At 72.0% G+C, this 26,859-nt stretch carries 25 protein-coding genes; 11 read left to right on the top strand and 14 right to left on the bottom strand.

Annotated features, from left to right (window positions below; genetic code table 11):
* Positions 1-4: 4 nt before the first annotated feature.
* The 4 genes from AB0M30_RS31790 to AB0M30_RS31775 are packed head-to-tail and all read left to right on the top strand — an operon-like array spanning position 5 to position 6,060.
* Positions 5-313 (top strand): type VII secretion target, encoded by a 309-nt coding sequence (locus AB0M30_RS31790; RefSeq protein ID WP_103337020.1) that lies wholly within the window; start codon positions 5-7, stop codon positions 311-313.
* Positions 313-4,365, top strand: a complete 4,053-nt coding sequence (locus AB0M30_RS31785; protein ID WP_364591243.1) for a hypothetical protein — start codon at positions 313-315, stop codon at positions 4,363-4,365. Before AB0M30_RS31790 ends, AB0M30_RS31785 begins: the two co-directional genes overlap by 1 nt.
* Positions 4,322-5,212 (top strand): hypothetical protein, encoded by an 891-nt coding sequence (locus AB0M30_RS31780; protein ID WP_364591240.1) that lies wholly within the window; start codon positions 4,322-4,324, stop codon positions 5,210-5,212. Before AB0M30_RS31785 ends, AB0M30_RS31780 begins: the two co-directional genes overlap by 44 nt.
* 2 nt (positions 5,213-5,214) lie before the next feature.
* Positions 5,215-6,060 (top strand): ferredoxin, encoded by an 846-nt coding sequence (locus tag AB0M30_RS31775; RefSeq protein WP_364591237.1) that lies wholly within the window; start codon positions 5,215-5,217, stop codon positions 6,058-6,060.
* Here the strand turns inward: AB0M30_RS31775 and ilvA are convergent.
* Entirely contained in the window at positions 6,045-7,247 is a 1,203-nt protein-coding gene (ilvA, locus tag AB0M30_RS31770) for a threonine ammonia-lyase (protein ID WP_364591234.1), read from the bottom strand. The genes AB0M30_RS31775 and ilvA overlap by 16 nt on opposite strands.
* Before the next feature lie 95 nt (positions 7,248-7,342).
* Here ilvA and AB0M30_RS31765 point away from each other — a divergent pair, with 95 nt between their 5' ends.
* Both AB0M30_RS31765 and AB0M30_RS31760 read left to right on the top strand, forming a co-directional pair.
* On the top strand, positions 7,343-7,615 hold the full coding sequence (locus tag AB0M30_RS31765) for a hypothetical protein (protein WP_103337016.1): 273 nt from the start codon (positions 7,343-7,345) through the stop codon (positions 7,613-7,615).
* Between the two features lie 81 nt (positions 7,616-7,696).
* On the top strand, positions 7,697-8,170 hold the full coding sequence (locus AB0M30_RS31760) for a TIGR03618 family F420-dependent PPOX class oxidoreductase (protein WP_364591231.1): 474 nt from the start codon (positions 7,697-7,699) through the stop codon (positions 8,168-8,170).
* 11 nt (positions 8,171-8,181) lie between these two features.
* On the opposite strand, the gene AB0M30_RS31755 is transcribed toward AB0M30_RS31760, so the two are convergent.
* The 7 genes from AB0M30_RS31755 to AB0M30_RS31725 all read right to left on the bottom strand — a co-directional run bounded on the left by AB0M30_RS31755 (position 8,182) and on the right by AB0M30_RS31725 (position 15,072).
* Complete coding sequence (locus AB0M30_RS31755) at positions 8,182-9,339, bottom strand: cystathionine gamma-synthase (protein WP_103337014.1); 1,158 nt, start codon at positions 9,337-9,339, stop codon at positions 8,182-8,184.
* Positions 9,340-9,389: 50 nt separating this feature from the next.
* Positions 9,390-9,821 carry a hypothetical protein gene (locus AB0M30_RS31750; RefSeq protein ID WP_364591228.1) on the bottom strand — a complete coding sequence of 144 codons (432 nt, stop codon included), beginning with the start codon at positions 9,819-9,821 and terminating at the stop codon, positions 9,390-9,392.
* A complete protein-coding gene (locus AB0M30_RS31745) occupies positions 9,822-10,274 on the bottom strand; it encodes a hypothetical protein (protein ID WP_364591225.1) in 453 nt (150 codons plus the stop codon).
* Positions 10,275-10,618: 344 nt separating this feature from the next.
* Entirely contained in the window at positions 10,619-12,193 is a 1,575-nt protein-coding gene (locus tag AB0M30_RS31740) for a hypothetical protein (RefSeq protein WP_364591222.1), read from the bottom strand.
* A 127-nt stretch (positions 12,194-12,320) separates the two neighbouring features.
* Positions 12,321-13,691 (bottom strand): cystathionine beta-synthase, encoded by a 1,371-nt coding sequence (locus tag AB0M30_RS31735; RefSeq protein WP_364591219.1) that lies wholly within the window; start codon positions 13,689-13,691, stop codon positions 12,321-12,323.
* Between the two features lie 229 nt (positions 13,692-13,920).
* Positions 13,921-14,076, bottom strand: coding sequence for a hypothetical protein (locus AB0M30_RS31730; RefSeq protein ID WP_364591216.1), 156 nt, complete (start codon positions 14,074-14,076; stop codon positions 13,921-13,923).
* 51 nt (positions 14,077-14,127) lie between these two features.
* Positions 14,128-15,072, bottom strand: a complete 945-nt coding sequence (locus AB0M30_RS31725) for a pentapeptide repeat-containing protein (RefSeq protein WP_364591213.1) — start codon at positions 15,070-15,072, stop codon at positions 14,128-14,130.
* Between the two features lie 112 nt (positions 15,073-15,184).
* Here AB0M30_RS31725 and AB0M30_RS31720 point away from each other — a divergent pair, with 112 nt between their 5' ends.
* The gene (locus tag AB0M30_RS31720) at positions 15,185-16,405 is read left to right on the top strand and encodes an acetyl-CoA C-acetyltransferase (protein ID WP_364591210.1); all 1,221 of its coding nucleotides are present in this window, start codon (positions 15,185-15,187) and stop codon (positions 16,403-16,405) included.
* A 60-nt stretch (positions 16,406-16,465) separates the two neighbouring features.
* Here the strand turns inward: AB0M30_RS31720 and AB0M30_RS31715 are convergent, their stop codons facing one another.
* Both AB0M30_RS31715 and AB0M30_RS31710 read right to left on the bottom strand, forming a co-directional pair.
* Complete coding sequence (locus tag AB0M30_RS31715; RefSeq protein ID WP_364591207.1) at positions 16,466-17,206, bottom strand: hypothetical protein; 741 nt, start codon at positions 17,204-17,206, stop codon at positions 16,466-16,468.
* Positions 17,207-17,360: 154 nt separating this feature from the next.
* Complete coding sequence (locus AB0M30_RS31710) at positions 17,361-18,194, bottom strand: Bax inhibitor-1/YccA family protein (protein WP_103337006.1); 834 nt, start codon at positions 18,192-18,194, stop codon at positions 17,361-17,363.
* Between the two features lie 318 nt (positions 18,195-18,512).
* Between AB0M30_RS31710 and AB0M30_RS31705 the strand changes: the two genes are divergently transcribed.
* The 4 genes from AB0M30_RS31705 to AB0M30_RS31690 all read left to right on the top strand — a co-directional run bounded on the left by AB0M30_RS31705 (position 18,513) and on the right by AB0M30_RS31690 (position 24,186).
* Positions 18,513-19,985 carry a hypothetical protein gene (locus AB0M30_RS31705; protein WP_364591205.1) on the top strand — a complete coding sequence of 491 codons (1,473 nt, stop codon included), beginning with the start codon at positions 18,513-18,515 and terminating at the stop codon, positions 19,983-19,985.
* Positions 19,986-19,989: 4 nt separating this feature from the next.
* Complete coding sequence (locus AB0M30_RS31700; RefSeq protein WP_364591202.1) at positions 19,990-20,814, top strand: class F sortase; 825 nt, start codon at positions 19,990-19,992, stop codon at positions 20,812-20,814.
* 102 nt (positions 20,815-20,916) lie between these two features.
* Complete coding sequence (locus AB0M30_RS31695) at positions 20,917-22,911, top strand: SDR family oxidoreductase (protein ID WP_364591199.1); 1,995 nt, start codon at positions 20,917-20,919, stop codon at positions 22,909-22,911.
* Positions 22,912-23,016: 105 nt separating this feature from the next.
* Entirely contained in the window at positions 23,017-24,186 is a 1,170-nt protein-coding gene (locus AB0M30_RS31690) for a cell division protein DivIVA (RefSeq protein WP_364591196.1), read from the top strand.
* Positions 24,187-24,311: 125 nt separating this feature from the next.
* Here the strand turns inward: AB0M30_RS31690 and AB0M30_RS31685 are convergent, their stop codons facing one another.
* Genes AB0M30_RS31685 through AB0M30_RS31670 form a run of 4 tightly spaced genes read right to left on the bottom strand, consistent with a single transcriptional unit; the run spans position 24,312 to position 26,821 of the window.
* Positions 24,312-25,637, bottom strand: coding sequence for an amidase family protein (locus AB0M30_RS31685; protein WP_364591193.1), 1,326 nt, complete (start codon positions 25,635-25,637; stop codon positions 24,312-24,314).
* Between the two features lie 47 nt (positions 25,638-25,684).
* Entirely contained in the window at positions 25,685-26,287 is a 603-nt protein-coding gene (locus tag AB0M30_RS31680) for a response regulator transcription factor (RefSeq protein ID WP_364591190.1), read from the bottom strand.
* Positions 26,288-26,333: 46 nt separating this feature from the next.
* The gene (locus tag AB0M30_RS31675) at positions 26,334-26,579 is read right to left on the bottom strand and encodes a hypothetical protein (RefSeq protein WP_364591187.1); all 246 of its coding nucleotides are present in this window, start codon (positions 26,577-26,579) and stop codon (positions 26,334-26,336) included.
* Complete coding sequence (locus tag AB0M30_RS31670) at positions 26,576-26,821, bottom strand: WXG100 family type VII secretion target (protein WP_103336998.1); 246 nt, start codon at positions 26,819-26,821, stop codon at positions 26,576-26,578. Before AB0M30_RS31670 ends, AB0M30_RS31675 begins: the two co-directional genes overlap by 4 nt.
* Positions 26,822-26,859 lie beyond the last annotated feature (38 nt).

Genomic DNA, 26,859 nt, shown 5'->3' with positions numbered 1-26,859 from the left:
ACCGATGACGGATGTGGAACTCAGCACCGACCTGACGGCGCACGCGAAGCAGCTCGACGCCATCGGTGACGGGCTGCAGCAGGCCGTCGACGCGGCGAACCAGGTGAGCATGCCGACCGACGCGTACGGCATCCTCTGCCAGCCGTTCCGGATGCTGCTCGATCCGGTGGAGCAGTACGGGATCGACGCGCTCAAGGACGCCGTGCAGGCGATGACGGCCGTGTCCGGGAAGGTCCGCGAGGCCGCGGCGGCCTACCACAAGTACGAAGGCGGCGTCGCCGACGACCTGAACAAGTCCGTGGACGGTGCCTGATGCCGGAGGGGAACCCGCTCGTCGCGGACGCCAAGAAGGACCCGGACGGGCCGGGCGCGTTCACGGCGGGCAACGGCGACTACGGCTGGGCCGGCGGCATCGGCATCGCCGAGTCGTCGATGGACGCGTTCAACGGGATCAAGGACGGCGACTGGGTTTCCGGCGGCCTCGGCATGCTGTCGCTGGCCGGCGAGATCGCCGGGGCGGCGATCGACCCGTTCGGGTACCTGATGTCGTCGGTGGCGTCGTTCCTGATGGAGCACGTGCAGCCGTTGAAGGACATGCTGGACTCCGTCGCGGGCAACCCGCCGGTGATCCAGTCCTATGCGGACACCTGGGGCAACGTCTCGAAGGCGCTCGGCGAGCGGAAGACCGACTTCGACAACGCGGTCAAGAACGGCACGACGGGCTGGACCGGCGCGGGCGCGGACGCGTACCGCAAGTTCGCGGCCGAGCACAGCGAAGCCCTGTCCGGCGCGGCGACGGTGGCCGGCGCGATCAGCACGGTCACGATGATCATGGGCCAGGTCGTCTCGTTCGTGCGCGAGACGGTGCGGCAGCTGATCGCCGACCTGGTCGGCAAGCTCATCGCGTGGGTGATGGAGGAAGTCTTCTCCCTCGGCTTCGGCACGCCGGTCGTCGTCGCCCAGGCGTCGGCCGCGATTGCCAAGTGGGGCAAGAAGATCGGCGAGCTGCTCAAGAAGCTGACCGACACGATCCGGAAAGTTTCGCCGCTGCTTTCGAAGCTCGTGGACATCTTCGAGAAGATCGCGAAGGTCTTCGGCAAGGTACTGGGCAAGGTCAGCGGCCTGGACGGGCTGAAGGTCAAGGAAGGCGGCTTCGTCCACAAGATCCCCAAGGGCGAGGGGGGCGGAGTCCACGCCCGCGCACACGGCGACTCGCCCGACGGCGGTGACGGTCACGCGGACCCGGATTCGCCGGACGGTTCCTCGTCGCGTGGAGCCGACGGAGACGGTTCACGGTCCTCCGGGGCCGACGGAGACGGCACGGCACACGGCGGCGACAGCACCCCGGACGGCAGCCCGTCGGCGGCTCGCTCCGGTGAGAGCAATCCCTCCGCCCGGTCGGGTGACTCGTCCCGCACCGGGGACACGGGCGACGGGACTTCTTCGCACCCAGGCGACTCGAGCCCGTCGCCCACCCGCGGAAGCGACGACACCCCCTCGCACACCGGAGACTCCGGTTCCTCGCCCACCCGCGGAAGCGATGGCCCGCCCTCGCACACCGGAGAATCGGGCCCCTCGCCCACCCGCGGCACCGACGGCCCGCCCTCGCACACCGGAGACTCCAGCCCGTCCCCGGCCCGCGGAAGCGACAGCACGCCCTCCCACACCGGAGACTCCAGCCCCTCGCCCACCCGCGGAAGCGACGGCACCCCCTCCCGCACCGGAGACTCCAGCCCCTCGCCGGCCCGCGGCGCAGACACCACCCCGCCACCCACCCACAGCGGCAACGGCACCCCCTCACACACCGGAGATTCCGGCCCCTCCCCGGCTCGTGGCGCGGACAGTGCTCCCGCGCCGACCCGCGCGGGCGACACCAGCCCGGCGCCCACGCACTCCGGCTCGCCGAACCACGCCGACGGGAGCGGTCCCGCGCACTCCGGCTCTTCGCCCGCCGCCCGGTCGGATGCGCCCGGGACGCACTCCGGCGCCGACACCCCGAGCAGTGCCGCGCCGCCGCGAGCCGATGGCACCTCGGCCAGCGGGACCGCTCCCGTCGCGCCTCGGACCGGTGACCCGGGCACGCAGGTGCCGTCGCCCCGAGGTGGCGACGGCACGCCCGCGCCGGGCGGCCAGCCGATGCCGAGCGGCGGCATGCCACCCGGCGGCGCACCCGGTGGTACTCCCGGCGGCGGTGGTCCCGGCGGCGGGTCGCCGCGCACCGGCGGCGGCCCGGGCTGGACGGGCACGCCCGGCAGCCCCGGTGCCCACGTCGACGCCCCCGCCCGGCCCCGCACCGGCGGCGACCTGCCCGGCGGACGCCCCGCGCCCCGCACGCCCGACGCTCCCGCTCCGGCCGCCCGGTCCGGCGGCCCCGGCACGCACAGCCCCCAAGCTCCCGCACCGGCCGCCCGCGGCTTCGGCCCCGGCACACACGGCCCCGGCACTCCGCCGCCGGGCGCACGGCCCGGCGGTCCCGGCACGCACGGCCCCGGCGGCCCGCACGGTCCCGACGGCGGCCCTCCCGGCCACGGTCCCCACGAAGGGGGCCCGCACGAGAACGGCCCCCACGACCCCGACGGCGGCCCGCACGCCGGTGACTCCGGGCCGCTCACCCCGGACGAGGTGAACGCGCGGCACTCCGAGAGCACGCCGTCGGGCAGCTCGTACCACGCGGGCGACCCGGAGATGGGCGACCTGCCGCACCGCGTGCACCCCGACCCGGATGGGCGCTACACCGTCGACGTGCACGTCACGCCCGATGGCCACGCCCGGATCGGCGACCGGCTGTACACGCCCGAGGAATTCGCGGACATCCTGCGCCGCAACGCCGACTACGACGGCCGCCCGGTCCGGCTGATCGGGTGCGACGCGAGCTCGAACGACTTCGCGCACCGGCTGTCGCGCGAGCTCGACACCGAAGTGCTCGCCCCCACCAGGCCCGCCTGGACCGACTCGCACGGCCGTGTCTTCTCCTCCGACTACGAGATCGGCCCCGACGGGCGCATGCGGCCGCGGATCCCGCCGGACGGCGAGTGGAACACCCACCGCCCGGACGGCTCCGTGCACCGGGCCGGGGACGACGGCTTCGCGCCGGACACCCACCACGGGGACGCGCACGACGTCGACGCCGACAGCGCGCTCAGCCGGGGCAAGGACCACCCCGACATGCACGACATCGACGGCGGCTGGCAGGAACCGGAGTTCAAGCACGACAAGCCGCTCGTCCTCCAGCCGGGTGAGCGGTTCTTCGACCCGGCGCACCCGCGGCACCTCGAACCGAACACGCGGTACGAGATCACCGACCCCAACGGCCGCTTCACCCGCGTCTACACCAACGACGAGGTGCCGCCGCGGATCACGCACGTCGACGCCGACGTGCCGAACACCCGCGTCGGCCCCGATCTGGACCCGAAGCTGCAGGTCGGCAACCCCGACTGCTCGCACCTGCTCGGCGACGTCCAGTACCGGGTCAACACCGGCGAAGGGCACTTCGAGTTCCGGACGGACGCGCACGGCCAGCCGGAGCTCGACCTCGACCACTTCGACCCGCCCCTCGACACGCCGGAGCGGCCGATCACCGAACGCCGGATCACCGGGTACGACCCGAGCCACGACGGCGACGGTCCCTTCGGGGCCACGCCGCCGGAGGACCTCCGGCCCAACAGCCGGTACGAGATCTACTCGAGGGCGCCCGACGGCACCGACCAGTGGCACGGCACCTTCTACACCAACGGGGAGAACCCGCCGGAGTTCACGCACGTCAAGACCTGGCACGACAACGAACGCGGCATGATCAACCCGGAGACGGGTGACGCGAACACCCGGCACGACCAGCACGGGGGCCGTCCCGAGGGCATGCCGGTGCGCGGGGTCAAGTACGAAATCGGCGACATGCACTACCACTCCGACGCGCACGGCAACGCGGCCGTTTCGTGGGAGCCCGACTACAGCAGCCCGGCGCAGCGGCGGGTCGACGAACGGGTGCAGCGCGAACTCGGGCACACCGGCCTGGCGGACCACCCCGGCAGCAGCGTCAACCGCGGTGGGCACACGGCCGACCACCGCTCCGGCGGGCTCCAGGGCCGCCTCGGCATGGTGCCGCAGGACTACTACGAGAACCACAGCGTGAAGAACGACCCGGACAACTGGCGGCGGATGGAGATCGACCGCCAGACGTTCGAAAACCGAGGCGGGGACCACGGGCTCGTCCGGGTCTACGGGGACGCGCCGTCGGTCGGGGAGACCCCCGACCGCCTGCACGTGATGTCCGAGAGAATCCACCCCGACGGCACCCGCACCTACAACTACAGGAGCTTCCGCAATGCCCCGAACCCAGCCCCCGTGGTACCCCCCACCCGGACCTGACCTGCGGGACGCGGAACCGGAGCAGGTGGTCCGCTGGATCGCCGGCTGGCTGATGGAGGCCGCGCCGGAAGGCTGGCTGCGGATCGACATGACCGTCCGGCTGACCACGTCGGTCGAGGAGATCTCGCTGGCGGTCGTCATGCCGGACGGGAGCGCCGCGCACATGGAACCGCCCCCCGACGTCAGCCCGCTGCTGCACGAGCTGCGGAACAAGAAGTACTCGCGCGGGCGCGGGACCTGGCTTTCCCTGCGGTTGACGGTCGAACCGTCGGGGGCGTACCAGGTCGTCTACAACTACGACCTCGACCCGATGTGGGACCCGCCGATCGAGACCGACGCCTTCGACGAGGACTTCGAGGTCTTCCACCGCGACGACGAGTGGCTGCCCGCCTGGTACCGGGAGCGCAAGGGCGAGAGCGGCGGCCGGAAGGCCGCCGACGAGCCGAACGACCTGCTGCGCGACCTCAACGACCACTTGGCGTTCGCGCTGCCGCCGGGCTGGGACTACCTGCAGCTGCAATACCGTGCGGTCGGCGACTACGAAGAATCCGGCGCGATCGTGCACACGCTCACCGGGACGGTGTACCCGTGGACGCCGCCGGAGCAGGTGCTCGACCTGCTGCGCCGCCACCGCGCCGCCTCGCTGTCCGACGGCCGGGGCACGTGGGTGAGCGTGAAGTACGAGGTCAAGTTCCCCGATTCGGTCAAGGCGCAGTTCAACACGACCGAAGACCCGGGCTTCCAGCAGCCGCCGCCCGCCGAGGCGTACGCCGAGGAGCTGCGGCGCTATCCCCGCTCCGAGCGGCGCACGCCGGACTGGCTGCGCCAAGGCGCCGAAGGGGCCTGACCATGACGCAGCCACCGGGACCGCTGCGGCCGGAGCAGCAGCAGGAGCTCGTCCGGCAGATCGGCGCGGTGCTGGCCGCCCAGCTGCCGCCGGGGTGGGGGCAGCTGCGGGTCGAATACCGCGCCGCGGGCCGCCACGTCGAGGCCGACCTGCTGGTGACCGGCCCGGACGGGCGGCCCCGCGTGCTGCAGCCGCCGCCGGAGGTGGTGCGGCTGCTCGGCGTGCTGCGGTCGGGCATGTACCGGCCCGGCGCCGGCACCTGGCTCGGCGCGATCCTGGTCTTCGAGCCCGGGCTGGAATCCCCGCACGTCGATTTCGTGCGCCCCGACCTCGAACCGCCGTTCCGGCAGCAGCCGCCGCCGCTGGGGTTCCAGGACGAGCTGCGGTTCTTTCCGCGAGCCGATGAACACATCCCCGGCTGGCTGCGAGACCGTGCCGGGCTGACGCCGCCGGCGGCCGGGGGTGCGGTGCGGACCCCGCGCATCTACGACGGCCTCGACGCCTCGGGCAAGCCGCTCGTGCGCCGTCAGCCGCTCGTCCCGGCGGAGGCCGAGCGGGTGCTCGCGTACCTCGACGCCGCGCCGGTCATCCTGGCCTCGCGCAGCAACGGCCCGGACGCGTTCGCGCCGGACCGCCCGGACGCGGTGCCGATGAACTTCCGCACCGACGGCGCCTGGGCCTGGCCCGGCGCGGTGGCGTACTACCTGCGTGAGCACGGCGTGCCGCCGGACCCGGACCTGGTCGCCCACATCCGGGCCCGCCGGTTCACCGCGCCTTCGGAGGTCCCCGAACCCGCCAAGGACCTCGCGTTGGCGGCGATCACCGGGGAAGATCAGACGACCGTGTAGCCCGCGTTCGTCAGCGCGACCTCGACTTCCTTGCAGTGCTCGGGGCCGCGGGTCTCCAGCGAAAGCGCGACGTCGGCCTCACCGAGGTCCAGGCTGCCGGAGATGCGCGAGTGCTCGACGTCGAGGACGTTCGCGCCCAGTTCGCTGACGCAGGACAGCACGCCGACCAGCGAGCCGGGGCGGTCCGGGACCCGCAGCCTCAGGTGCAGGTAGCGGCCGCCCGCCGTCATGCCGTGCTGGATGATCTGCAGCAGCAGCACCGGGTCGACGTTGCCGCCGGAGAGGATGGCCACCACCGGCGGCTCGAACACGCCGGGGTGCTGCAGCAGCGCGGCGACCGTCGCCGCGCCGGCCGGCTCGACCACCAGCTTCCGCCGCTCCAGGCACAGCAGCACGGCGCGGGAGAGGAACTGCTCGGACACCGTCACGACGTCGTCGACCAGCGACTCGACGTGGGCGAAGCTGACCAGGCCGGGTTCGCCGACCGCGATCCCGTCGGCCATGGTCGAGGTCGTGCTCAGCCGCACCGGCGCGCCCGCGGCCAGCGACGGCGGGTACGCCGCGGCTTCCTCGGCCTGGACGCCGACGACGCGGACGTCCGGGCGCAGCGCCTTCACCGCCGACGCGACCCCGCCGACCAGCCCACCGCCGCCGGTGGCGACCAGGATGGTCTTCACGCCCGGTACCTGCTCGAGGATCTCGAGGCCGACCGTGCCCTGGCCGGCGATGACGTCCGGGTGGTCGAAGGGGTGGATGAACACCGCCCCGGTCCGCTCGCCGAACTCGATCGCGGCCCGGAGCGTCTCTTCCAGGAGCGCGCCGTGCAGGTGGACGTCGGCGCCGTAGCCGCGGGTGGCGGCGAGCTTCGGCAGCGGGGCCCGCAGCGGCATGAAGACGGTCGACTTGGCACCGAGCAGCGACGACGCCAGCGCGACGCCCTGCGCGTGGTTGCCGGCGCTGGCGGCGACGACGCCCCGCTCGCGTTCGGCCTCGGTCAGGCCGTGGATGCGGGTGTAGGCGCCACGGATCTTGAACGACCCGGTCCGCTGCAGGTTTTCGCACTTCAGGTGCACTGGCCCGCCGTGGAGCCGGCGCAGGTCGCGCGCGTGCTCCATCGGCGTCACCCGGGTCACTCCTTTGAGGAGCTCCCGGGCGGCCTGGATCCGCTCGAGGGTGACGAGTTCCATGGGCCGGACTATGCCACTCAGGAACTCCACAGGTTGAGCGGACCGTGAGCCGGGTACCCTGGGTCGCGTCAACAGGCGGTAAACAAGGAGCAACCATGGCATCGGGCAACGACGCGAACACGGCCCGACGGGCTCGCGCCACCCGCTCCGCCGGCTTGCTCCCGCTGGTGATCGGGCTGGCCTCGGCCGCCGCGCTGACGGGCGCCGCGTACATCACCGTGGACAACGCCTCGTGCGGCTCCCCGGCCCAGTACATCCGCCACGACAGCCACGTCGAGCTGGTCGGCGGCTGCGTCGACGGCGCGAAGCTGCCGGCCACCGGCACGTCGTCGCCCGGCGGTGTCGTGCACGGCAACTACAACCCCTGACCTGGCGGGTTACCTCCGTGTTCCCCGGGAACACGAAAGTGCCTTCTTCCGCCGGGTGCACCGGTCCCCGATGATCATCGGGTGACCACCGTTTACGAGCCGGGCCGCGGTCCCGGACCCGCCAAGCCCACCGAAGAAGCATCGAGCCGGCTGCTGGCCGCCCACAGCCTGGGCGCACTGGCGACCGTCAACCGCGGCGGCTTCCCGCACCTGTCCACGGTCGCCTACGCCTGGGACCCGGACGAGCGCGTGGTGCGGATCGGGTCCACGGCGGGGCGGGCGAAGGTCCGCCAGCTCGCGCGTGACCCGCACGCCTCGCTGCACGTCAGCAGCGACGACCACCTGGCCTTCGCCGTCGCCGAAGGGCTGGCCGAGGTGTCACCGGTCAGTGCGGTGCCCGGGGACGAGACCGGCCGGGAGCTGCTCGCGATGCAGGCGCCGTTCGGCGACCCCGGCGACGAGGCCGCGTTCCTGCGGAACATGGTCGAGGACCGCCGCGTGGTCATCCGGCTCCGGGTGGAGCGGCTCTACGGCGGCGGCCTCGACGTAAGTTGACCGGGGCGGACTCAGCCCAGCGCGGCCAGCAGGTCGTCGACCAGGTCGCGGCCGTCCTCGATGCCGACCGAAAGGCGCAGCAGGTCGGCCGGGACCTGGAGGGTCGAACCCGCGGTGCTCGCGTGGGTCATCTTGCCCGGGTGCTCGATCAGCGACTCGATGCCGCCGAGCGACTCGGCGAGGATGAACAGCTTCGTGCGCGAAGCCACCTCCAGCGCGGCCTGCTCGCCGTCCACGTGGCTGAAGGACACCATCCCGCCGAAGCGCCGCATCTGCTTCGCCGCCGTCTCGTGGCCCGGGTGCTCCGGCAGCCCGGGGTAGTAGACCTTCGCCACCTTCGGGTGCTTGACCAGGGCCTGGACGACCTTCTCGGCGTTGTCGCTGTGCCGCTCCATGCGGAGGGCGAGGGTCTTGATGCCGCGCAGCGTCAGCCAGGCGTCGAACGGCCCCGGCACCGCGCCCGCGGCGTTGCGCAGGTAGAAGAACTGCTCGCGCAGCTCGTCCTCGTTCGTGATGATCGCGCCGCCGACGACGTCGGAGTGGCCACCGAGGTACTTGGTCGTCGAGTGCAGCACGATGTCCGCACCCAGCGACAGCGGGTTCTGCAGGTACGGCGTCGCGAAGGTGTTGTCGACCACCAGGCGGGCACCGGCGTCGTGCGCGACCCCGGCCAGCGCCGCGATGTCCGCGATGCCCAGCATCGGGTTGGTCGGCGACTCGCACCAGATCAGCTTGGTCTCGGGCCGGATCGCGGCGCGCACCTCGTCGAGGTTCGCGAGGTCGGCGACGGTGTGCTCGACGCCCCACAGGCTGAGCACCTTGTCGATCAGGCGGAACGTGCCACCGTAGGCGTCGTTGCCGAGCACGAGGTGGTCACCGGGGCGGAGGGTGCTGCGCAGCACCACGTCGGAGGCGGCCATGCCGGACGCGAAGGCCAGCGCGTGCCGGCCGCCTTCCAGCGAGGCCAGCGCCTCCTCCAGCGCCGAACGGGTCGGGTTCGCGGTGCGCGAGTATTCGTAGTCGCCCTCGCGGGTCCCGCCCACGCCGTCCTGCGCGTAGGTCGAGGTCTGGTAGATCGGCACGATGACCGCGCCGGTGCGCGGATCGGGCTTCTGACCGGCGTGGATCGCGCGTGTCTCGAAGCCCAGTACGGAGTAGTCGTCCACCATTGGTTCAGCGTACGGGCCGCCCCTGACATTCCCGTCAGGTGGGATGGATCTCAGCGGCGTGTCCAACGGCGCGTGGCCGGCAGGGCCGCGAGGACCAGCAGGGCCACGAACGGCACCGCCACGGCGATCCCGCGCGGCAGGCCGGAGTCGATTCCCGTGGGGCCGCCCACGAGGAAGAGGACGCGCTGGTAGCGGAGCGCCATGTCGACGATCGGGGCGACCAGCGCCAGGACGGCGGCGACCAGGCACAGCAGCCGGCCCGCCTCCGCGCGCCCGAGCAACGCGACTCCGCCGAGCAGGAGCAGCAGGCCGATGACGGCGTCGGCGAGCTGGCCGGGGACCATCAGGTCCCGCTGGCCGAACCCCAGGACGAGGCTCGCCCAGAAGATGCCCAGCAGGAACCAAAGGCCGCCGAGCACGGCGAGCACCCCCGCGGCGACCGCCGGTCCGGTACCCCGCTTCGGCGGGGCCGCGACCGCCATTCACCAGCTCCGGGACGAGTACGCGCCCTGCCCGGACAGCACCGGGACCACGGACGTGCGGTAACGCAGGTAGCGGAACGTCGGGGGCAGGAACGCCAGCACCAGCACGAGCACCGCCAGCGCCGCCAACCCGACGCGGTCGGCCATCGCGAACCCGCCGTGGGTGAACATCGCGTCGGCGAACCGGGCCGGCGGGACGCCCACCGACATCGGCTCGGTGAGCAGGGCGCCGATGGCCAGCAACGCGCCCAGGCCGAGCAGGACCGCCCCCGCCGTCGCGCGGAAGAGCGTCGCCACCGAACCGAGGAGCAGGACCAGGCCCGCGACGACGTAGGCGGCGAAGTCCACCAGGACCCAGCCCGGCAGCGCGCCGAGGCTGAATTCCGCCGGCATGTCGAGGAAGGTCTTGACCGGTACGTATCCCGCGGCGACCGCGGCCGGAAAACCGAGCACGCCGGCGAGAACCGCCGTTACTCCGGATGGCCGAGCCGATGAATACGAATGCGAATACGACACCGGATGACGGTGCGGACCGGTCACAACTCCCCCATCAGCCGAGCGCAGGACAACAGCGTTCACCCTAGTGGGAATCGGCGGGAGCAGTCCGGAATGAGAACGGAATTCGGCCGGACGGCGGAACCCAAGATCATTTCTGTGCGGTAGTGGCAGAAATGCTCTCACGCGATTACGGGCCGTGGCGTCACTCGCTGATTGTCCTCTTCGGACAATCAGCGGACCCGGAAAATGCGGCGTGCCCCGGAGCCGAATGGCTCCGGGGCACGAATGCTCGCTTCAGCTCACCACTGCTGCTGCGGGGGCTGGCCCGGCTGGCCGAACCCACCGCTCGGCGGACCCTGCTGGCCCGGCGGCTGACCCCAGCCCTGCGGCGGCTGACCAGGCTGACCCTGCTGACCAGGCTGTCCCGGCTGGCCGTACTGTCCCGGCTGCCCTGGCTGCCCGTACCCACCGGGCTGACCCGGCTGGCCGTACCCGCCCGGCTGACCCGGCTGCGGGAAGCCCCCGCTCGGCGGCTGCGGGAAGCCGCCACTGGACGGGTTGGGCCCGCCCGGCTGGCCGTACCCACCCGGCTGGCCGTAGCCCTGCGGCTGACCAGGCTGACCGTGCTGACCAGGCTGGCCGTGCTGGCCCGGCTGCCCGTACCCACCGGGCTGGCCGTACCCACCAGGCTGACCCGGCTGCCCGTACCCGCCCGGCTGCTGCGGGCCGCCGAAGCCCGGGGGCGGTCCGCCGAAGCCCTGCGGCCCGCCCGGCGCGGCACCGCCGGCGCCGAGGCCGACGAACTGCCGGGTCGCCGGGATGAGCCCGGCGACGCCGACGATCAGGATGAGGACGCCGAAGATCAGCGGCGGCAGGCCGAGGCCGAACGTGTCCCGCTCGGTGGCGGACGCCCGCGCGAGCGTCTCGGCGTTCGGCGTCATGCCGATCTTGAGCAGCAGGGCGAACAGCGTGAGCACCGCGCCACCCGCGACGACCGCGATCGGGACGAACTTCCGGATCCCGCCCAGCTTGCCCACCAGCGCCAGGCCGACGCCGCCGGCCAGCGAGATCAGCGAGCCCAGCAGGATCATGATGACGTAGAACCAGACCGTGCCCGGCCCGACGAGCCCGGCCGAGTCCAGCAGCTGCTGGACCGCCGCCTGGTTGGGAGCGCGGTCCAGGAGGGCCGAATAGTCGCTCGCGTCGCTCATGTAGCCGAACGAGTAGATCAGCGCGGCCAGCGCCAGCAGGGCGACCAAGCCGCCGGCGATGTAGCCGAACAGGCCGTTGCCGCCCGCGGCCGGACCACCGAAACCGGGCTGCTGCGGCCCGCCGAAGCCGGGCTGCTGGGGGCCACCGAAGCCGGGGCCGCCGAAACCCTGCGGCGGCTGGCCCGGCTGACCGAAGCCCGGCTGCTGCCCGAAGCCACCCTGCTGCTGCCCGAACCCGCCCGGCTGCTGGCCGTAACCACCGGGCTGCTGACCGAAGGCCGCGGCCGGGTTGTCGGCCGCGCTCGGCGGCGGGGTGTACGGGATCGCCGGCGGCTGGGAGCCCGGGGGCACCAGCTGCGTCGAGTCCCCGACCGGGGCGTCGCCGCCGAACGGGTTCACCATCTGGGTCGCGTTCGCGTCGACCGGCGGCATCGCCTGGGTCGCGCCCGCCCCGCCGTCACCCGGCTGGGCCGGCTGGACGACCTGGGTCGGCTCCGGCGTCTCCCCGAACGGCGAACCACCGTGGGGCTGCGCGGGCTGCACCACCTGGGTCGGCTCCGGGCTGCCGAACGGGTTGTCCTGCTGCGGCTGGGGGCCACTCGGCGGGCCCTGAGGTGGCTGGCCGCCACCCCACGGCTGGTTCGGTGGCTGCGGTGCACTCATGTGGGTCTTGAACCCCCTTGACGAGGACGCGAAATTGTTCTATTTGCGCCCACGCTATCGGATCACCCGGCAGGGCGCTCGTAACGCCCCTGCCGGGTCCGCCGATCAAGACTCTTCTGCGGTCCGGTCAGCGACCGGCCAGGAAGCCGAGGAGGTCGTGCCGGGTGAGGACCCCGGCCGGCTTGCCGTCGACCAGCACGAGCGCGCCGTCGGCCCCCTCGAGCGCGGTCATCGCCGCCCCCACCTGCTCGCCGCCGCCGATCGTCGGCAGCGGCGGGGACATGTGCTGCTCCAGCCGGTCGGCCAGCTGCGCCTTGCCGGTGAACAACGCGTCGAGCAGGTCGCGCTCGTTGACGGCGCCGACGACCTCGGCGGCCATCACCGGCGGCTCCGCGCTGACGACCGGCATCTGGCTCACGCCGAACTCGGAGAGGATCGCGATGGCCTCGGCGACGGTCTCGTTCGGGTGGGAGTGCACCAGGTCCGGCAGCGAGCCGCTCTTCTTCGTCAGCACGTCGGCGACCGTCGCGCCCGAGGAGTCCGGCGGCAGGAAGCCGTAGGAGGACATCCAGGTGTCGTTGAAGACCTTCGTCAGGTAGCCGCGGCCGCCGTCGGGCAGCAGCACGACCACGACGTCGTCCTCGGTGAGCCGCTCGGCGAGCTTCAGCGCGGCCGCGACGGCCATCCCGCAGGAGCCGCCCACCAGCAGGCCCTCCTCCAGCGCGAGGCGCCGGGTGACCTGGAAGGAGTCGGCGTCGGAGACCGGGATGATCTCGTCGGCGACGTTCCGGTCGTAGGTGTCCGGCCAGAAGTCCTCGCCGACGCCTTCGACCAGGTACGGCCGCCCGCTGCCGCCGGAGTAGACCGAGCCCTCCGGGTCGGCGCCGACCACCTGCACGGCGCCGTCGCTGACCTCCTTGAGGTACTTGCCGGTGCCGGAGATCGTGCCGCCGGTGCCGACACCCGCGACGAAGTGCGTGATCTTGCCTTCGGTCTGCGTCCACAGCTCCGGACCGGTCGAGCGGTAGTGGCTCTCCGGGTTCTGCGGGTTGGCGTACTGGTTGGGCTTCCAGGCGCCCTCGATCTCGCGGACCAGGCGGTCGGAGACGTTGTAGTAGGAGTCCGGATGCTCGGGCGCGACCGCCGTCGGGCACACCACGACCCGGGCGCCGTACGCCTTGAGCACGTTGCGCTTGTCTTCGCTGACCTTGTCCGGGCAGACGAACACGCACTCGTAGCCCTTGCGCTGGGCGACCATGGCCAGGCCGACGCCGGTGTTGCCGGACGTCGGCTCCACGATCGTGCCGCCCGGGCGCAGCTCACCGGAAGCTTCGGCGGCCTCGACCATGCGCAGCGCGATCCGGTCCTTGACCGAGCCACCCGGGTTCAGGTACTCGACCTTGGCCAGCACGAGCGGCTTGAGCCCCTTGGTCAACGAGTTCAGCTTGACCAGGGGGGTGTTGCCCACGAGGTCTGCGATGTGCTCTGCGTACTCCACGACCGCCAGCCTACTGTGCCGATCGTTGCTGGTCCGACCACAGTCACGGCCGGACGGCTTCGGCGCACAGGTCACCTGCCGCGGGGGGGGGCGGCCTGCTTTTGGCCGGATCAGCAACCCGCCGCCCCATGGCGCTGTCCACTCAGCGGGGCCTGACCCCGGGCGAACTCCGGGTGCGCGTCGGTGATGCCGGGCAGCGAGCGCGGAGCCGGGCCGCCCGGCGGGGACCTCAGGCGGCCACCAAGCCGCTCGTCCGCACCGGTACCGGCCCGGGGGCCGCCGCACGCTGAGCCGTCATCCCGTCCCGGAAGTTCCGCCCGGCGTCGAGGGCCGTGCGGCCGGTCCGGAAGGACGGGCACGTCCAGTAATCGGCTTGGACCATCATCGCCAGTTCACCTCCCGCGTGGAATGGCGGCCTTTCACGAGTGGGACGATCCTATCGGGCCGCCGGTTGCCCAGGTTCGTCCTTTCGTGCCAATTCCGCCCAGCCTGGACGGTCGGCGATCGGCCGTTCTTCCCACTCCGCCGGCCAGGTCCGGGGAAACCCCTCCTTCGCTTCCGCACCAGCGAGCCGGGCGGTGGACTTCGTGCCGAAATCGGCCGGACCTGAGAAAACGGCGCCGTTGAAACCTTCGCGTTCGCCGCCGAAAGCGGTTCCGCGGAAATCGACGCGATCGGTGAACTCCGCCTTGTTGAAGTCCGCCTTGGTGCGGAATTCGGTGCCGCGAAAGGTCGTCAGTTCGAGAAACTTCGCGCCGTAGCAGGTGATCGACCGGATCGTGCAGTGCGTGAGGGTGAGCCCGACCAGCTCGGCCCCGGAGAAGTCGAGGTCGGTGTCCGGCCAGAAGTCCCCGCCCGGCTGCTCCGCGCGTCCGCGACGCAAGTGCAGCAGGAGGATGCGCTGCGCGGCCTTGCGGACCTGCAGCTCCTCTTTGTCGTGTTCGGCGTCGAACGGCATCCGCAGGTAGGCGCAGAAGACGTTGACGATCGTCTGCCGGTGCTCCGGGTGCCCGGCCGCGAGCCGTTCCAGTGCGTACAGCCCGGCCAGCCGGACCGGCGCCTTGTCGCTGCCGAGCTGGTCGGCGGCCTTGCCGTACATCTCGGTGATCCGGCGCTCGGTGGCGTCGTGGTCCTTCCGCACCAGCTCCAGCTCGGCCGACCGCTGCCGCCGCGCGGCGAGCAGCAGGGCGGCGGCGCCCCCGGCGCCGACGACGATGTTGGCCGCGGTCTTCAGCGCGTCGAGCCGGGCCGAGTCCTCCGGGCGGCCGCCGCCCAGCAGCGTCAGCAGCACCGCCGCGGCGACCCCGGCCACCAGCAGCAGCCCGGCGCCCCACAGCAGGATCGTCCTGGTCCGCAGCACCCGTTCGAGTTCGTTCGGCACGACGAGCGATGGTGCCAGTAGTGGCGGAGGTCGCGTTCGGCTTTGACCGGGAGAGCGGAGGAGGCAGTATGTGAGCAACCGCTTAGCTCGCGATACGAGGATGTGTCACGTCATGCCTGAAGCCGTCATCGTCTCCACCGCTCGCTCGCCCATCGGGCGGGCCAACAAGGGCTCGCTCGTCGGCATGCGGCCCGACGACCTGACCGTGCAGATGGTCCGGGCGGCGCTGGCCAAGGTGCCGCAGCTCGACCCCGCCGACATCGACGACCTGATGCTGGGCTGCGGCCTGCCGGGCGGCGAGTCCGGGTTCAACATGGGCCGCGCGGTCGCCGTCGAACTGGGCTACGACCACCTGCCCGGCTGCACGATCACCCGCTACTGCTCCTCCAGCCTGCAGACCACCCGGATGGCGTTCCACGCGATCAAGGCCGGCGAGGGCGACGTCTTCATCTCGGCCGGCGTCGAGACCGTCTCCCGGTTCTCGAAGGGCAGCTCGGACTCCTGGCCCGACACGCACAACCCGCTGTTCGCCGACGCCGAGGCGCGCACCCAGGCGACCGCCGAGTCCGGCGCCGACAGCTGGACCGACCCGCGCACCGAGGGGAACGTCCCGGACGTCTACATCGCCATGGGCCAGACCGCGGAGAACCTGGCGCGGCTGAAGGGCGTCACGCGCGAGGAGATGGACGAATTCGGCGTCCGCTCGCAGAACCTGGCCGAGAAGGCCATCGCGGACGGCTTCTGGGCCAAGGACATCACCCCGGTGACGCTGCCGGACGGCACGGTCGTCTCGAAGGACGACGGCCCGCGCGCCGGCGTCACCGTCGAAGGCGTCTCCGGCCTGAAGCCGGTGTTCCGCCCCGACGGCCGGGTCACGGCGGGCAACTGCTGCGCGCTCAACGACGGCGCGGCGGCGCTGGTCGTCATGTCCGACACGAAGGCGCGTGAGCTGGGCCTGACGCCGCTGGCGCGGATCGTGTCCACCGGCGTCACCGGGCTTTCGCCGGAGATCATGGGCTACGGCCCGGTCGAGGCGTCCAAGCAGGCGCTTTCGCGCGCGGGGCTGTCGATCGGCGACATCGACCTGGTCGAGATCAACGAGGCGTTCGCCGCGCAGGTCATCCCGTCCTACCAGGACCTCGGCATCGACCTGGACCGGCTGAACGTCAACGGCGGCGCGATCGCGGTCGGCCACCCGTTCGGCATGACCGGCGCCCGGATCACCTCGACGCTGATCAATTCCCTGCAGCACCACGACAAGCAGTTCGGCCTCGAGACGATGTGCGTCGGCGGCGGCCAGGGCATGGCGCTGATCATCGAGCGGCTTTCCTGACCTCTCGACGCGAAGAAGGCCCCCTCGCCGGCGAGCGAGGGGGCCTTCTTCAAACCACGGCTATTCGTTCGTCTTGACGCACATCGTCGTCGCCGGCTCCGGGTACACCGCGACGCGGGTGGCGTCGGTGCCCTCGCAGACGCTCTTGTCGGCCTGGCCCGTCACGACCTTGACGAGCTCGCCGTCCTTGGTCGGGTCGGTGCACGGGACCTTCAGGTAGCCCTTGGTCTGCGACGTGAAGTTCGCCAGGCAGTCGCCCTGCTTCGCGTTGATCATCAGGCACAGCTTGTACGAGCTGCGGCCGCTGACCGAGTAGGTGTCGTAGCCGGCGTCGGACCCGCCGGGGCAGTTCTCGGAGGAGGTCTCCAGCTTCTTGGCGACCTTGACGTTCGCCTTCGGGTCGTTGCAGTCGGCCTTCGCCGGGTCGTCACCGCCCTGGGTGAACTCGGTGATCGTGAGGCAGTCACCGGCGTTCGAGGTGGCGGGCGACTTCATGAAGGCGACGATCCCGAAGATGACCAGCGCGATCACCACGACGGCGCCGATGCCGCCCAGGATCAGGCCGAGGGCCTTCGAACGCTTGGGCGGGGCCGGCGGCGGGGGCGGAAACCCCTGCTGACCGGGCGGGAACTGGCCGGGCGGCGGGCCGTACTGGCCCGGCTGGCCCTGCGGCGGCCCGTACTGGCCCGGCTGGCCGTACGGCTGCTGCGGCTGCTGCGGCTGGCCGCCCGGAGGCGGTCCATACGGATCGGGCTGACCCACCGGCTGCTGGCCCCCGGGGGCCGGAGGGGGAACGCTCACTGTGAACCTCACACATGTGAAATGAGAACCGACCGGCTCATCAAACACGCAGGGTGATCGCCGCCCGCAGCGGGGTCCGCGAATGCACGAATTACCCACAGAAAAGGCGCCCCGCCGATTACGGAGCGCCTTCACTGGGGAACTGTGAGCCAGCTTACTCACGGAAGTACGAGAGCAACCGGAGGATCTCGAGGTACAGCCAGACCAGCGTCGTCATCAGGCCGAACGCGGTGTACCAGGCCCACTTCGACGGCATGCCCTCGCGGATCATGCGGTCGGCCTGGTCGAAGTCGAGCAGGAAGCTGAAGGCCGCGATGCCGATGCAGACGAGGCTGAACACGATGGCGAGCGGACCGCCGTCACGCAGCGGGTTGAAGCCGAAGGCCAGCGCGCTGATCAGGTTGAACAGCATCAGGATCGCGACGCCGACGGCCGCACCGACGATCCACTTGGTCAGCTTGGGCGTGACCTTGACCGCGCCGGTCTTGTAGACCACCAGCATGCCGATGAAGACACCCGCGGTACCGATGATCGCCTGCAGCGCGATGCCCGGGTAGATCGCCTCGAACACGCCGCTCAGCGCCCCGAGGAACAGCCCTTCGGCCGCCGAGTACGTCAGCGTCAGCGCGCCGCTGGGCTTCTGGCGGAAGATGATCACCAGCGAGATGACGAGCCCGACGATCAGGCCGGCCAGCATCGCCCCGAGGAGCGCGCCGGAGATCCGGCCGGTCTCGGTGATCTGGACCTGCGCCCAGATGCCCGTGATCACCCCGACGAGCAGCGCGACGCCGAGGGACATGCCCGTCTTGACGACGACGTCGTCGACGGTCATCGGGCGGTCGCCCTCGCCGGCGGTGGCCCGGCCCGGGCCGTAACCGGGCACGCCGCCCTGGGGTTGGTTGAAGCCCACCGGGGGCCCGTACTGCCCGTAAGTCTGGGTTCCGCCGCCGGGCAGGTTGCGGAACGCCGGGTTGCTACTGGAACGCACCTGATCCTCCTGGATCTGCTGCTTCGTGGATCATCGCTGCATCGGGTTCAACGACCGCCGGGGACGAGCGGTTCCCGCCGAGTAAAGACGACTTTACTCGACGGCCGTCCCCCGGCCGCGGACGACACGGTAAGCGAGGGGACGACACGACCGTTCGGCGACAGCCACCCGAAGAGCGGTACACAGTTTCCCCGCTTGACGCAACGCTCACCTCGCGTGCTCGGATGTTCACCGAACGCGTGTCGGGGACTTGATCAGTCGTGTGACCTGCAGAGACGCCGGGCGCTGCCGCGCGTCAACCGAAGGAGCATTGACACCATGGGGTGGTCAACACGCCCGCGCGCGGGTATTCGCGCGCTCACCGGTCTCGTCGCCGCGGCCCTGCTCGGCACCCTTTCCGTGACGGCAGGCGCACCTGCCGCCTCGGCCGCGGTCCAGGAAGGCCTCGGGGCCCACGTCGGGGGCCAGGACAAACACGCGGAAAAAACGGTCTGGCTGGGGTCGTACGTCGTCGGCGGGCAGCAGGTGTTCTGCGTGAGCTTCATGCTCAAGGCACCGGACACCGACGAGCAGTACAAGCCCGGCGACGAGCTGCTCACGAAGTGGGGCACGAAGCTGCCCGCCGAGGACGCCGCGAACATCTCGTACCTGCTGCTGCGCTACGGCGACACCAAGGACCAGAACGAAGCGATCGCGCTCGCGCACCTCCTGCACTCGTGGACCGCGGCGCCGCGCACCCCGGCCGACAAGAACGTGGACCTGCCCGCCGACAAGATCGCCTACGACGCGGATGGGCACCTCCAGTACATGCAAGACCCCGAAAACCACCTGGAGGCCGCGGCCGACGCCGTCGAGCGGCTGAAGGCGGATGCCGAAGCCAACCGCGGGCCGTGGACCGCTTCGGTGATCACGCCGAAGGGCGACCAGCACCTCGGCGAAGCTGCCGAGTGGACCGCGACCGTGAAGAACGCCGAGGGCAAGGGCATCCCGGGCGTCGCGGTGAAGCTGACGGCGACCGACGCCACCCTCGACGACGGGAAGGCGGACAGCGCCGCGGGCAACGCGAGCCCGCAGGCCGCCGCGAAGGACGTCACGCTCAAGACGGACGCCGACGGCACCGTGCGCGTGAAGCTGACTCCGACCGGCGACCAGCCGAAGCTGGTGGCCTCGCTGACCGCTCCGGCCGACCGACCCTATGTCCGGCTGCCGGTCGACACCGGGAAGCAGCGCGTCGTCTCCACCGGCGGCGAGAAGGAACTGACCGCCCAGGGCGTCGTCAACGTCGCCAAGCCCGGCAAGGTCCAGGTGACCAAGACGGACGCGAACACCGGCGCCGGCGTCGGCGGCGCGGTCCTGCGGATCACCGGCAAGGACAAGACGTCCGCGGCGCTCGGCCAGGACGGCAAGCCGCTCACCGGGGCCGACGGCAAGCCCGCGGTCGTCACCACCGACGGCAAGACCGGCGGCGTCACGGTCGAGAACCTCCGCACCCCGCAGGAGATCTGCGTCGTCGAGGCGAGCCCGCCGCCGGGGTACACGAACGCCTACGACCCGCAGAACCCGCCGTCGGCCTGCGGCACCGTGCAGCCGGGCGAGACGCTCGCGCTGACCTTGACGAACAAGCCGAACGAAGTCCCGCGCGCGATCCCGGCCGGCGACCAGCCGGTCGCGCAGGCACGCGGGGTCGTCGAGACGAGCTACTCCGTGCCGGGCCTGGCCGGGCTCGGCCTGCTCGTGCTGCTGGCGGCCGGGCTGATCGGCGTCGCCGCGCGGCGGGCGTCCCGGCGGTAACGGCGTGGCGAACCACGGCGGCGACTGGCGGGGTGACGACTGGTTCGTCGACGAATGGCACCGCGGCACCGGCTGGGCGGCCGTCGACGACGAGCAACCGGGCGGCCAGTGGGATCCGCCCGCGCCCAAGCGCGGCCGGGGCCGGCTGCTCACCGGCTTCGCCCTCGGCGCGGCGACGGTGCTCGCGGTGCAGTTCGGCCCGGACGTGGTCGCCGCGTCGCCCATGATCGTCGTGACCGGCACGGCCCTGCCCGCCTCGGGCGCGGCCGGAGCCGCGGCGCCGGTGCCGTCCCCGTCCCCGACGGCCACCGCTTCCGCGACCCCGGCCGCTCCGGCCGCGCAGACGCCGTCGTCACCCTCGTCGCCGGGGGCACCGCCGTCCCCGCCGCCGCAGCGGCCGGGCACCGTGCGGCTGCCCGGCGGCGGGACGGCGACGCTGGTGCGCCAGAACCTCGGCCCGGGCGGCGAACTGCCGGTCCCCGCGAACCTCGGGCAGGCGGCGTGGTGGGGTGCGTCACTCGACGCGGCCGGCGGCGCCAGCGTGTTCGCCGGCCACGTGAACTGGCGGGGCGCGACCGGGCCGTTCGCCGAGCTGTGGACCGAACGGATCGGCACCGATGTGACCATTGTGGACAGTGCGGGCAAGACGTGGCGGTACCGGATCTCGCAGCTGGTCACCGTGCACAAGAGCGACCTGGCGGCGCGCGCCGACTACCTGTTCGGCCCGTCCGGCCCGCACCGCGTGGTGCTGGTGACGTGCGGCGGCCGCTGGGTCGGCGGATCGGACGGCTACGAGGAGAACCGCGTCGTCATCGCCGACCCAGTCTAAGTTACTCGTGGGTAACATCACGTTTCGAAACGGTGGTCGTGTCCGTCGCCATGCAGCAGAATGCCCAGGGTCAGGGCTGTGGCGGCGAGAGGTGTGAAGACAATGGCGACGTTCTTGGTGACCGGCGCGACCGGACTGATCGGGCGTCACTTCACCCGGCTGCTGCTCTCCCGGCCCGACGACGACCGCGTCGCGCTCGTCGTGCGCGCGTCCTCGCGGGCCAAGCTGGCCGCGCTGGTCGACCAGTGGCCGCACTCCGACCGCGTCACGCTGATCACCGGCGACCTCGGCGAGCCGCTGCTGGGCGTGTCCGAGACCGACCGCGAGGAGCTGCGCGGGAGCGTCGACCACATCGTCCACCTCGCCGCGCTCTACGACCTCACCGCCGACGACGAAGCCAGCATCAAGGCCAATGTGGACGGCACGCGGGCCGTCGTCGACCTCGCCGCGGACCTGCGCGCGGGCTGCCTGCACCACGTGTCGTCGGTCGCCGTCGCCGGCGACCACGAAGGCGTGTTCACCGAAGAGATGTTCGACGCCGGGCAGCGGCTGGTCACGCCGTACCACCGGACCAAGTTCGAAGCCGAGAAGATCGTCCGCGAGCAGGACGAGGTGCCGTGGCGGGTGTACCGGCCCGCCGTCGTCGTCGGGCACTCCGAGACCGGCGAAATGGACAAGATCGACGGTCCGTACTACCTCTTCCCCGCCATCAACCGGCTCTCCGGGCTGCCCGACGTGCTGCCGGTCATCGGCCCCGACCTGGGCGACACCAACATCGTGCCGGTCGACTACGTCGCCAAGGCGCTGCTGGAGCTGGTGGTCAAGCCCGGTCTCGACGGCCACGCCTTCCACCTGGTCAACCCCGAACCGCAGCCGGTCGTTTCGGTGTACAACGCCTTCGCGCGGGCCGCGGGCGCGCCGACGATCACCGTGCAGCTGGGTGAAGGCCTCTCGAAGCGGATCGTCGGGCTGGTCAAGCTGACCGAGCACATCCCCGGCGTCACCATCGCGCGCGACGCCGTCATGGAGCGGTTCGGCATCCCGCCGGTGCTGCTGGACACGATGGCGTTCCCGTCGGTGTTCTCCTCGGCCGAGACGCGCAAGGCACTGGCCGGCACCGTGGAGGTCCCCCGGCTGGAGGACTACGCGCCGACGCTGTGGCGCTACTGGCGTGAGCACCTCGACCCCTTCCGCGCGCGCAAGCACGGCCCCCGCGGCGAACTCGACGGCCGCCGCGTGATCATCACCGGCGCGTCCTCGGGCATCGGCCGCGCGACGGCGCTGAAGGTGGCGGCCGCGGGCGGTGTCCCGCTGCTCGTCGCGCGCCGCCAGCACGAGCTGGAAGAGGTCCGCGACGAGATCGTCGCCGCCGGCGGCACGGCGTCGGTGTACCCGGCCGACCTGACCGACGAAGACTCGGTGCGCAAGGCCGTCGACGCGATGCTGGCCGAGCACGGCCGGATCGACATGCTGGTGAACAACGCCGGCCGGTCGATCCGCCGGTCGATCAAGCTGTCCTACGACCGGATGCACGACTACGAGCGCGCGATGGCCATCAACTACTTCGGTGCGGTGCGGCTGATCCTCGCGGTGCTGCCGCACATGTCGGAGCGGAAGTTCGGGCACATCGTGAACGTGTCGTCGATCGGCGTTCAGGGCATCGCGCCGCGCTTCTCGGCGTACGCGGCGTCGAAGGCGGCGCTGGACTACTTCTCGCGGATCGCGGCGACCGAGACGCACGGCGACGGGATCACGTTCACCACCATCCACATGCCGCTGGTGCGCACCCCGATGATCCGCCCGACGAAGATCTACGACGCGTTCCCGACGAAGTCGCCGGAGCAGGCCGCGGACATGGTGATGACGGCGCTCGTCGAGCGGCCTAAGCACATCGGCACCCCGGCGGGCCAGGCGATCGGGCTGGCGTACACGCTCACGCCGGGGCTCACCGACGCGATCGCGTACCAGGGTTTCCGGATCTTCCCGGATTCGACCGCCGCGGGCGGTTCGGGCGAACTCAAGATCGGACGTGGCGAGAAACACCTCTCGCGCGCGGCGATGGCCCTGGCCCGGCTTTCGCGTGGGTTCCACTGGTAACGCTGCGTTTCCGGGGTGAGGCCGTTCCGGCGACACGGCGACACGTGTTGGTGATTCGTCAAGCCGGAAGGCGGAGGCGGCGGGTGCCCGGGTACGGTCGGGCCCATGGTTCCTGAGCGCGACCCCGCCGCAACCGCCCTCAACGGCCTCCTCCCCCTTCGTCGTGAGTACACCCAGGCCTGGCACGGCTTCGACCGCAACGAGGTCCGGCAGTACCTCGACCACATCGAGGCCCAGCTGCGCCGGGTGCTCAGCGAACGCGACGCCGCCGCCGCGCAGGCCGCCGCCGCGACCCGCGAGGCCGAGTCCGTCCGGCAGCAGGTCGCGGTGCTGGAAGCCCGCGTCGAGGAGCTGAAGAAGCCGCCGGAGCGGCTCGAGGACCTCGACGAGCGGATGCAGCGCACGGTGACGCTGGCGCAGGCCCGCGCCGACGAGATCATCAAGCGCGCCGAGGTGGCCGCGGAGAAGACGTGGGCCTCCTCGACGGAGGCGTCGACGAAGCTGCGTGAGCGGTACACGAGGCTGGTCGAGGAACTGGACAAGCAGGCCGACCTGCTGCACACGGAGCACGAGAGCGCGCTGGCGGAGACGCGCGCCGAGGTCCAGCGGCTGACGGTCGAGGCGGCCCAGCGGCGCGAGCTGCTGGACAACGAGGCCGAGCGGAAGCGCCGGAAGCTCGAGCGCGAGTTCGAGGCGTCCCAGGCGGCCCAGAAGGCGGCGCTGGAGAAGCACGTCGCCGACCAGCGCACGGCGAGCAAGAACCAGGCGGAGCGCCGGCTCGCGGAGGCGACGGCGGAGGCGAAGCGCCGCCTGGACGAGGCGACCGCCGAGGCCAAGCGGCGGCTCGACGAGGCGACCACGCAGGCGGCCCAGCGGACGACGGTGGCGAACCGGAAGGTCGAGCGGCTGGCGGAGATCCGCGAGCAGGCGCGCAAGAGCCTGGCGATGGCGGAGGACATCCTCAACCGGAGCGAGACGCAGCTGGCGACCCTGCCGGAGGAGGCCGTGATCCCGCAGGCTTCCCGGCTGGTCGGCGGCGACTCGGAGTCGGCGACCACGCCGGCGGCACCGGTCGTTCCGGTGGTGCAGCCGACCACCCCCAAGGCGGCGGCGCCCAAGCCGGCCCCGAAGCCGGCCGCGGCCCCGAAGCCGGCGCCCCAGGCGGCCAAGCCGGCGAACTCGAACGGCCCGGCGACCAAGCCGGCGAACGGCAACGGCTCGAACGGCAATGGCGCGAAGCCGCTCTCGCCGACCGGGAGCAAGCCGGGCAACTGAGCAGCCCCCGTTTTCCACGCTACCGGCGACCACCGACAGTTCCGGCTCGCCGGCCGCGCGCACTCAAGCGCCCCCAATGTGGCCTTGGTTGCGTTGAACGCACCGAAGGCCACATTGGGACGCTGTCAGTTGCGTGCGGTCCGGGGCCAGGGGTTCGCCGCTTCCAGCTGGGCCGCCAAGCCCAGCAGCAGTGACTCCCCTCCCGGACGCGCCACCAGCTGCACCGATGTCGGCAGCCCGGACACCGCCGACCGGCCCGCCGGGACCGTGATCGCCGGGTAACCCGCGAAGTTCCACTGGCCCGTGAAGCCCGCCAGCCGCGTCGACGGCAGGACGTTCGCCGGCCACCCCTTCTCGTGCCAGCGGCCCGCCTTCACCGGCCAGTGCGACAGCGTCGGCGTCAGCAGCACCTCGTGCGACGCGAAGAATTCCTCCGCCCGGGAAACCCACCGGTCGCGCGTGCTCTCCCGGATCAATCCCGCCCGCTCGACCAGCCGTCCCGCGCGGATGTGGGCCCGCGTGCGGCGCTGCAACCGCGACACGTCGAAAGCACGGGCCTGGGCCGCCGGACCCGCGAGCCAGCGGGCCGTCATGCCCAGGACCATCGTCGCCGGGTAGCGCGGGGCCGCCGGGGCGATCGAGTGACCGGCCGCCGCCAGGTGGCCCGCCGCCGTCGAGACCGCCGCCACCAGCTCCTTCGGGACGGGGGTGTGCAGCAACGGCACCGTCGTCGACAGGCCGATGCGAACCGGAGACGGCGAAGCCACCGAAGCCAGCTCCGGAGCGGAAGCCAGCACCGAAACCAGCAGGGCCGTGTCGGCGACCGTCGTGGCCAGGGGGCCGTGCACCGACATGCCGAACCAGCCACCCTCGGCCAGCAGGTCCGCGCCCGGCTTCAAGCCCACCAGGCCGCACATCGCCGCCGGCAGGCGGACCGAGCCCATGCCGTCCGTGCCGTGGGCCAGCGGGACCAGGCCGGCCGCCACCGCCGCCGCGCTGCCGCCCGACGATCCGCCCGCCGCGTACGTCGGGTCCCAGGGGTTGCGGGCGATGCCGTCCGGGGTGTCGCTCATCGGCCAGATGCACAGCTCCGGCACCCGCGTCAGCCCCACGATCACCGCGCCCGCCGCGCGCAACCGCGTCACGATCACACCGTCCGCGTCGGCCCGTGCGGACGATCCCGCCAGCGAACCGTGCGACGCGTATTCGCCGGCCAGCTCAGTGACGTCCTTGACGGCGACCGGCACCCCGGCCAGCGGCAGCGACGCCAGATCGGGCCGCGCGGCGACCTCCGCGGCTTCCTTCAGCGCCTCCTCGGCGCGCACCCGGCGGAAGGCGCCGATGACGCCGTCCGCCGCGGCGATCCGCTCCAGGGCCTCTTCGGTGACCCGCACCGGATCGAGCTGCCCGGCCCGGACGGAGGCCGCGATCTCCACTGCCGTGAGCGCCATGATCGGACCCTAGCCCACGAAAAGGTGACAGTGGAAAAGAAAACGTCTCAGATCGCGCCGGCTCGCAGGGCGTAGGCGACGGCGTGGGCGCGGTTGTTCAGGCCGCAGCGCGTCATCAAGCCGTACAGGACGTTCTTCACGGTCCGCTCCGAATAGCACAGCTTCGCCGCGATCTCCTCGGTGCCGAACCCCTCGGCGACCAGCCGCAGCACGTCGCACTCCCGGGCCGCGAGCCCCGAAAGCGTGAGCCCGTTCGGCTCCAGGACGTCCTTGCGCATCCGCTGCACCTGCGCGAGCAGCGCACCCTGCAGCCGCGGCGGCAGGTGAGCCGTGCCGTCGCCCGCGGCGAGCACCGCCGTCAGCAGCTCGGCGCCGCCCGTCTCGCGGCGCGGCAGGATCGCCACCACGCCGCACTCCAGCGCCGCCATCAGGTCGCTTTCGCGGAAGTGCTCGACGACCAGCACGACGTGGGACGCCTTGGCCGCCCGGATCTCGCCCAGGACGGCCTCGGTGACGTGGTCCTCCATCACCAGCAGCACGTCCGGCAGCAGGTCGGTCAGCCGGACGTCGGGATGGTTGTCCAGCAGGCTCACCGCGCCGGCGTGCGTGATCGGGTCCGAGGCGAGGACGCTCACTTCGACGGGCTTCATGCGCGCAGTGTGGACGGCGTGTCTTCACGCCTTCCCTATTCCGTCTTCACGCGCGTGAAGACAGCTCCCCGAACGCCGCCCGCGCCCGCTCCAGGCACCCGGGCATCCGGCCGGCCGCGCGGGCCCAGTCGCGCTTGGCGCGCCAGTACTCCTCCCGCGCCTCCGGGGTCCAGCTCGCCAGCTCCGGCTCGACCCGGGCTTCCAGGTCGGCCAGCAGCTCGCCGAGCTCGCCGGTGATCGCCCCCATCCGGTCCAGCACCAGATCGGCGAACCTGAAGTCGAGCCGGGTCACGGCAGGCGCGGCCGCGGCATCGGGCCGCCGGTCGTCTCCAGCAGCTCCGCCAGCCGCGAAAGGATCACGTCGAACTCCTGCTCCCAGTCGTTCATCGCCTGGCCGAACCGCACCGATGCCTCACCGCGCCACGACGCCTGCGCCATCGCCATCTCGCTGTTGACGTCGCGAAGGCGGGAACGGGCGCCTTCGAGGGCGGAGGCGAAACAGGCGGCGGCCCGCTGCATGTCTTCGGTCGGCATCGCGCTCCTCTCCGGCTCCCCGAGCGTGGCGCACGCGG

It is taken from the genome of Amycolatopsis sp. NPDC051716 (assembly GCF_040681595.1).
GTDB lineage: Bacteria > Actinomycetota > Actinomycetes > Mycobacteriales > Pseudonocardiaceae > Amycolatopsis.
Note: the sequence above shows the minus strand (reverse complement) of the source record. Positions and strands in the feature narration are given on the sequence as shown.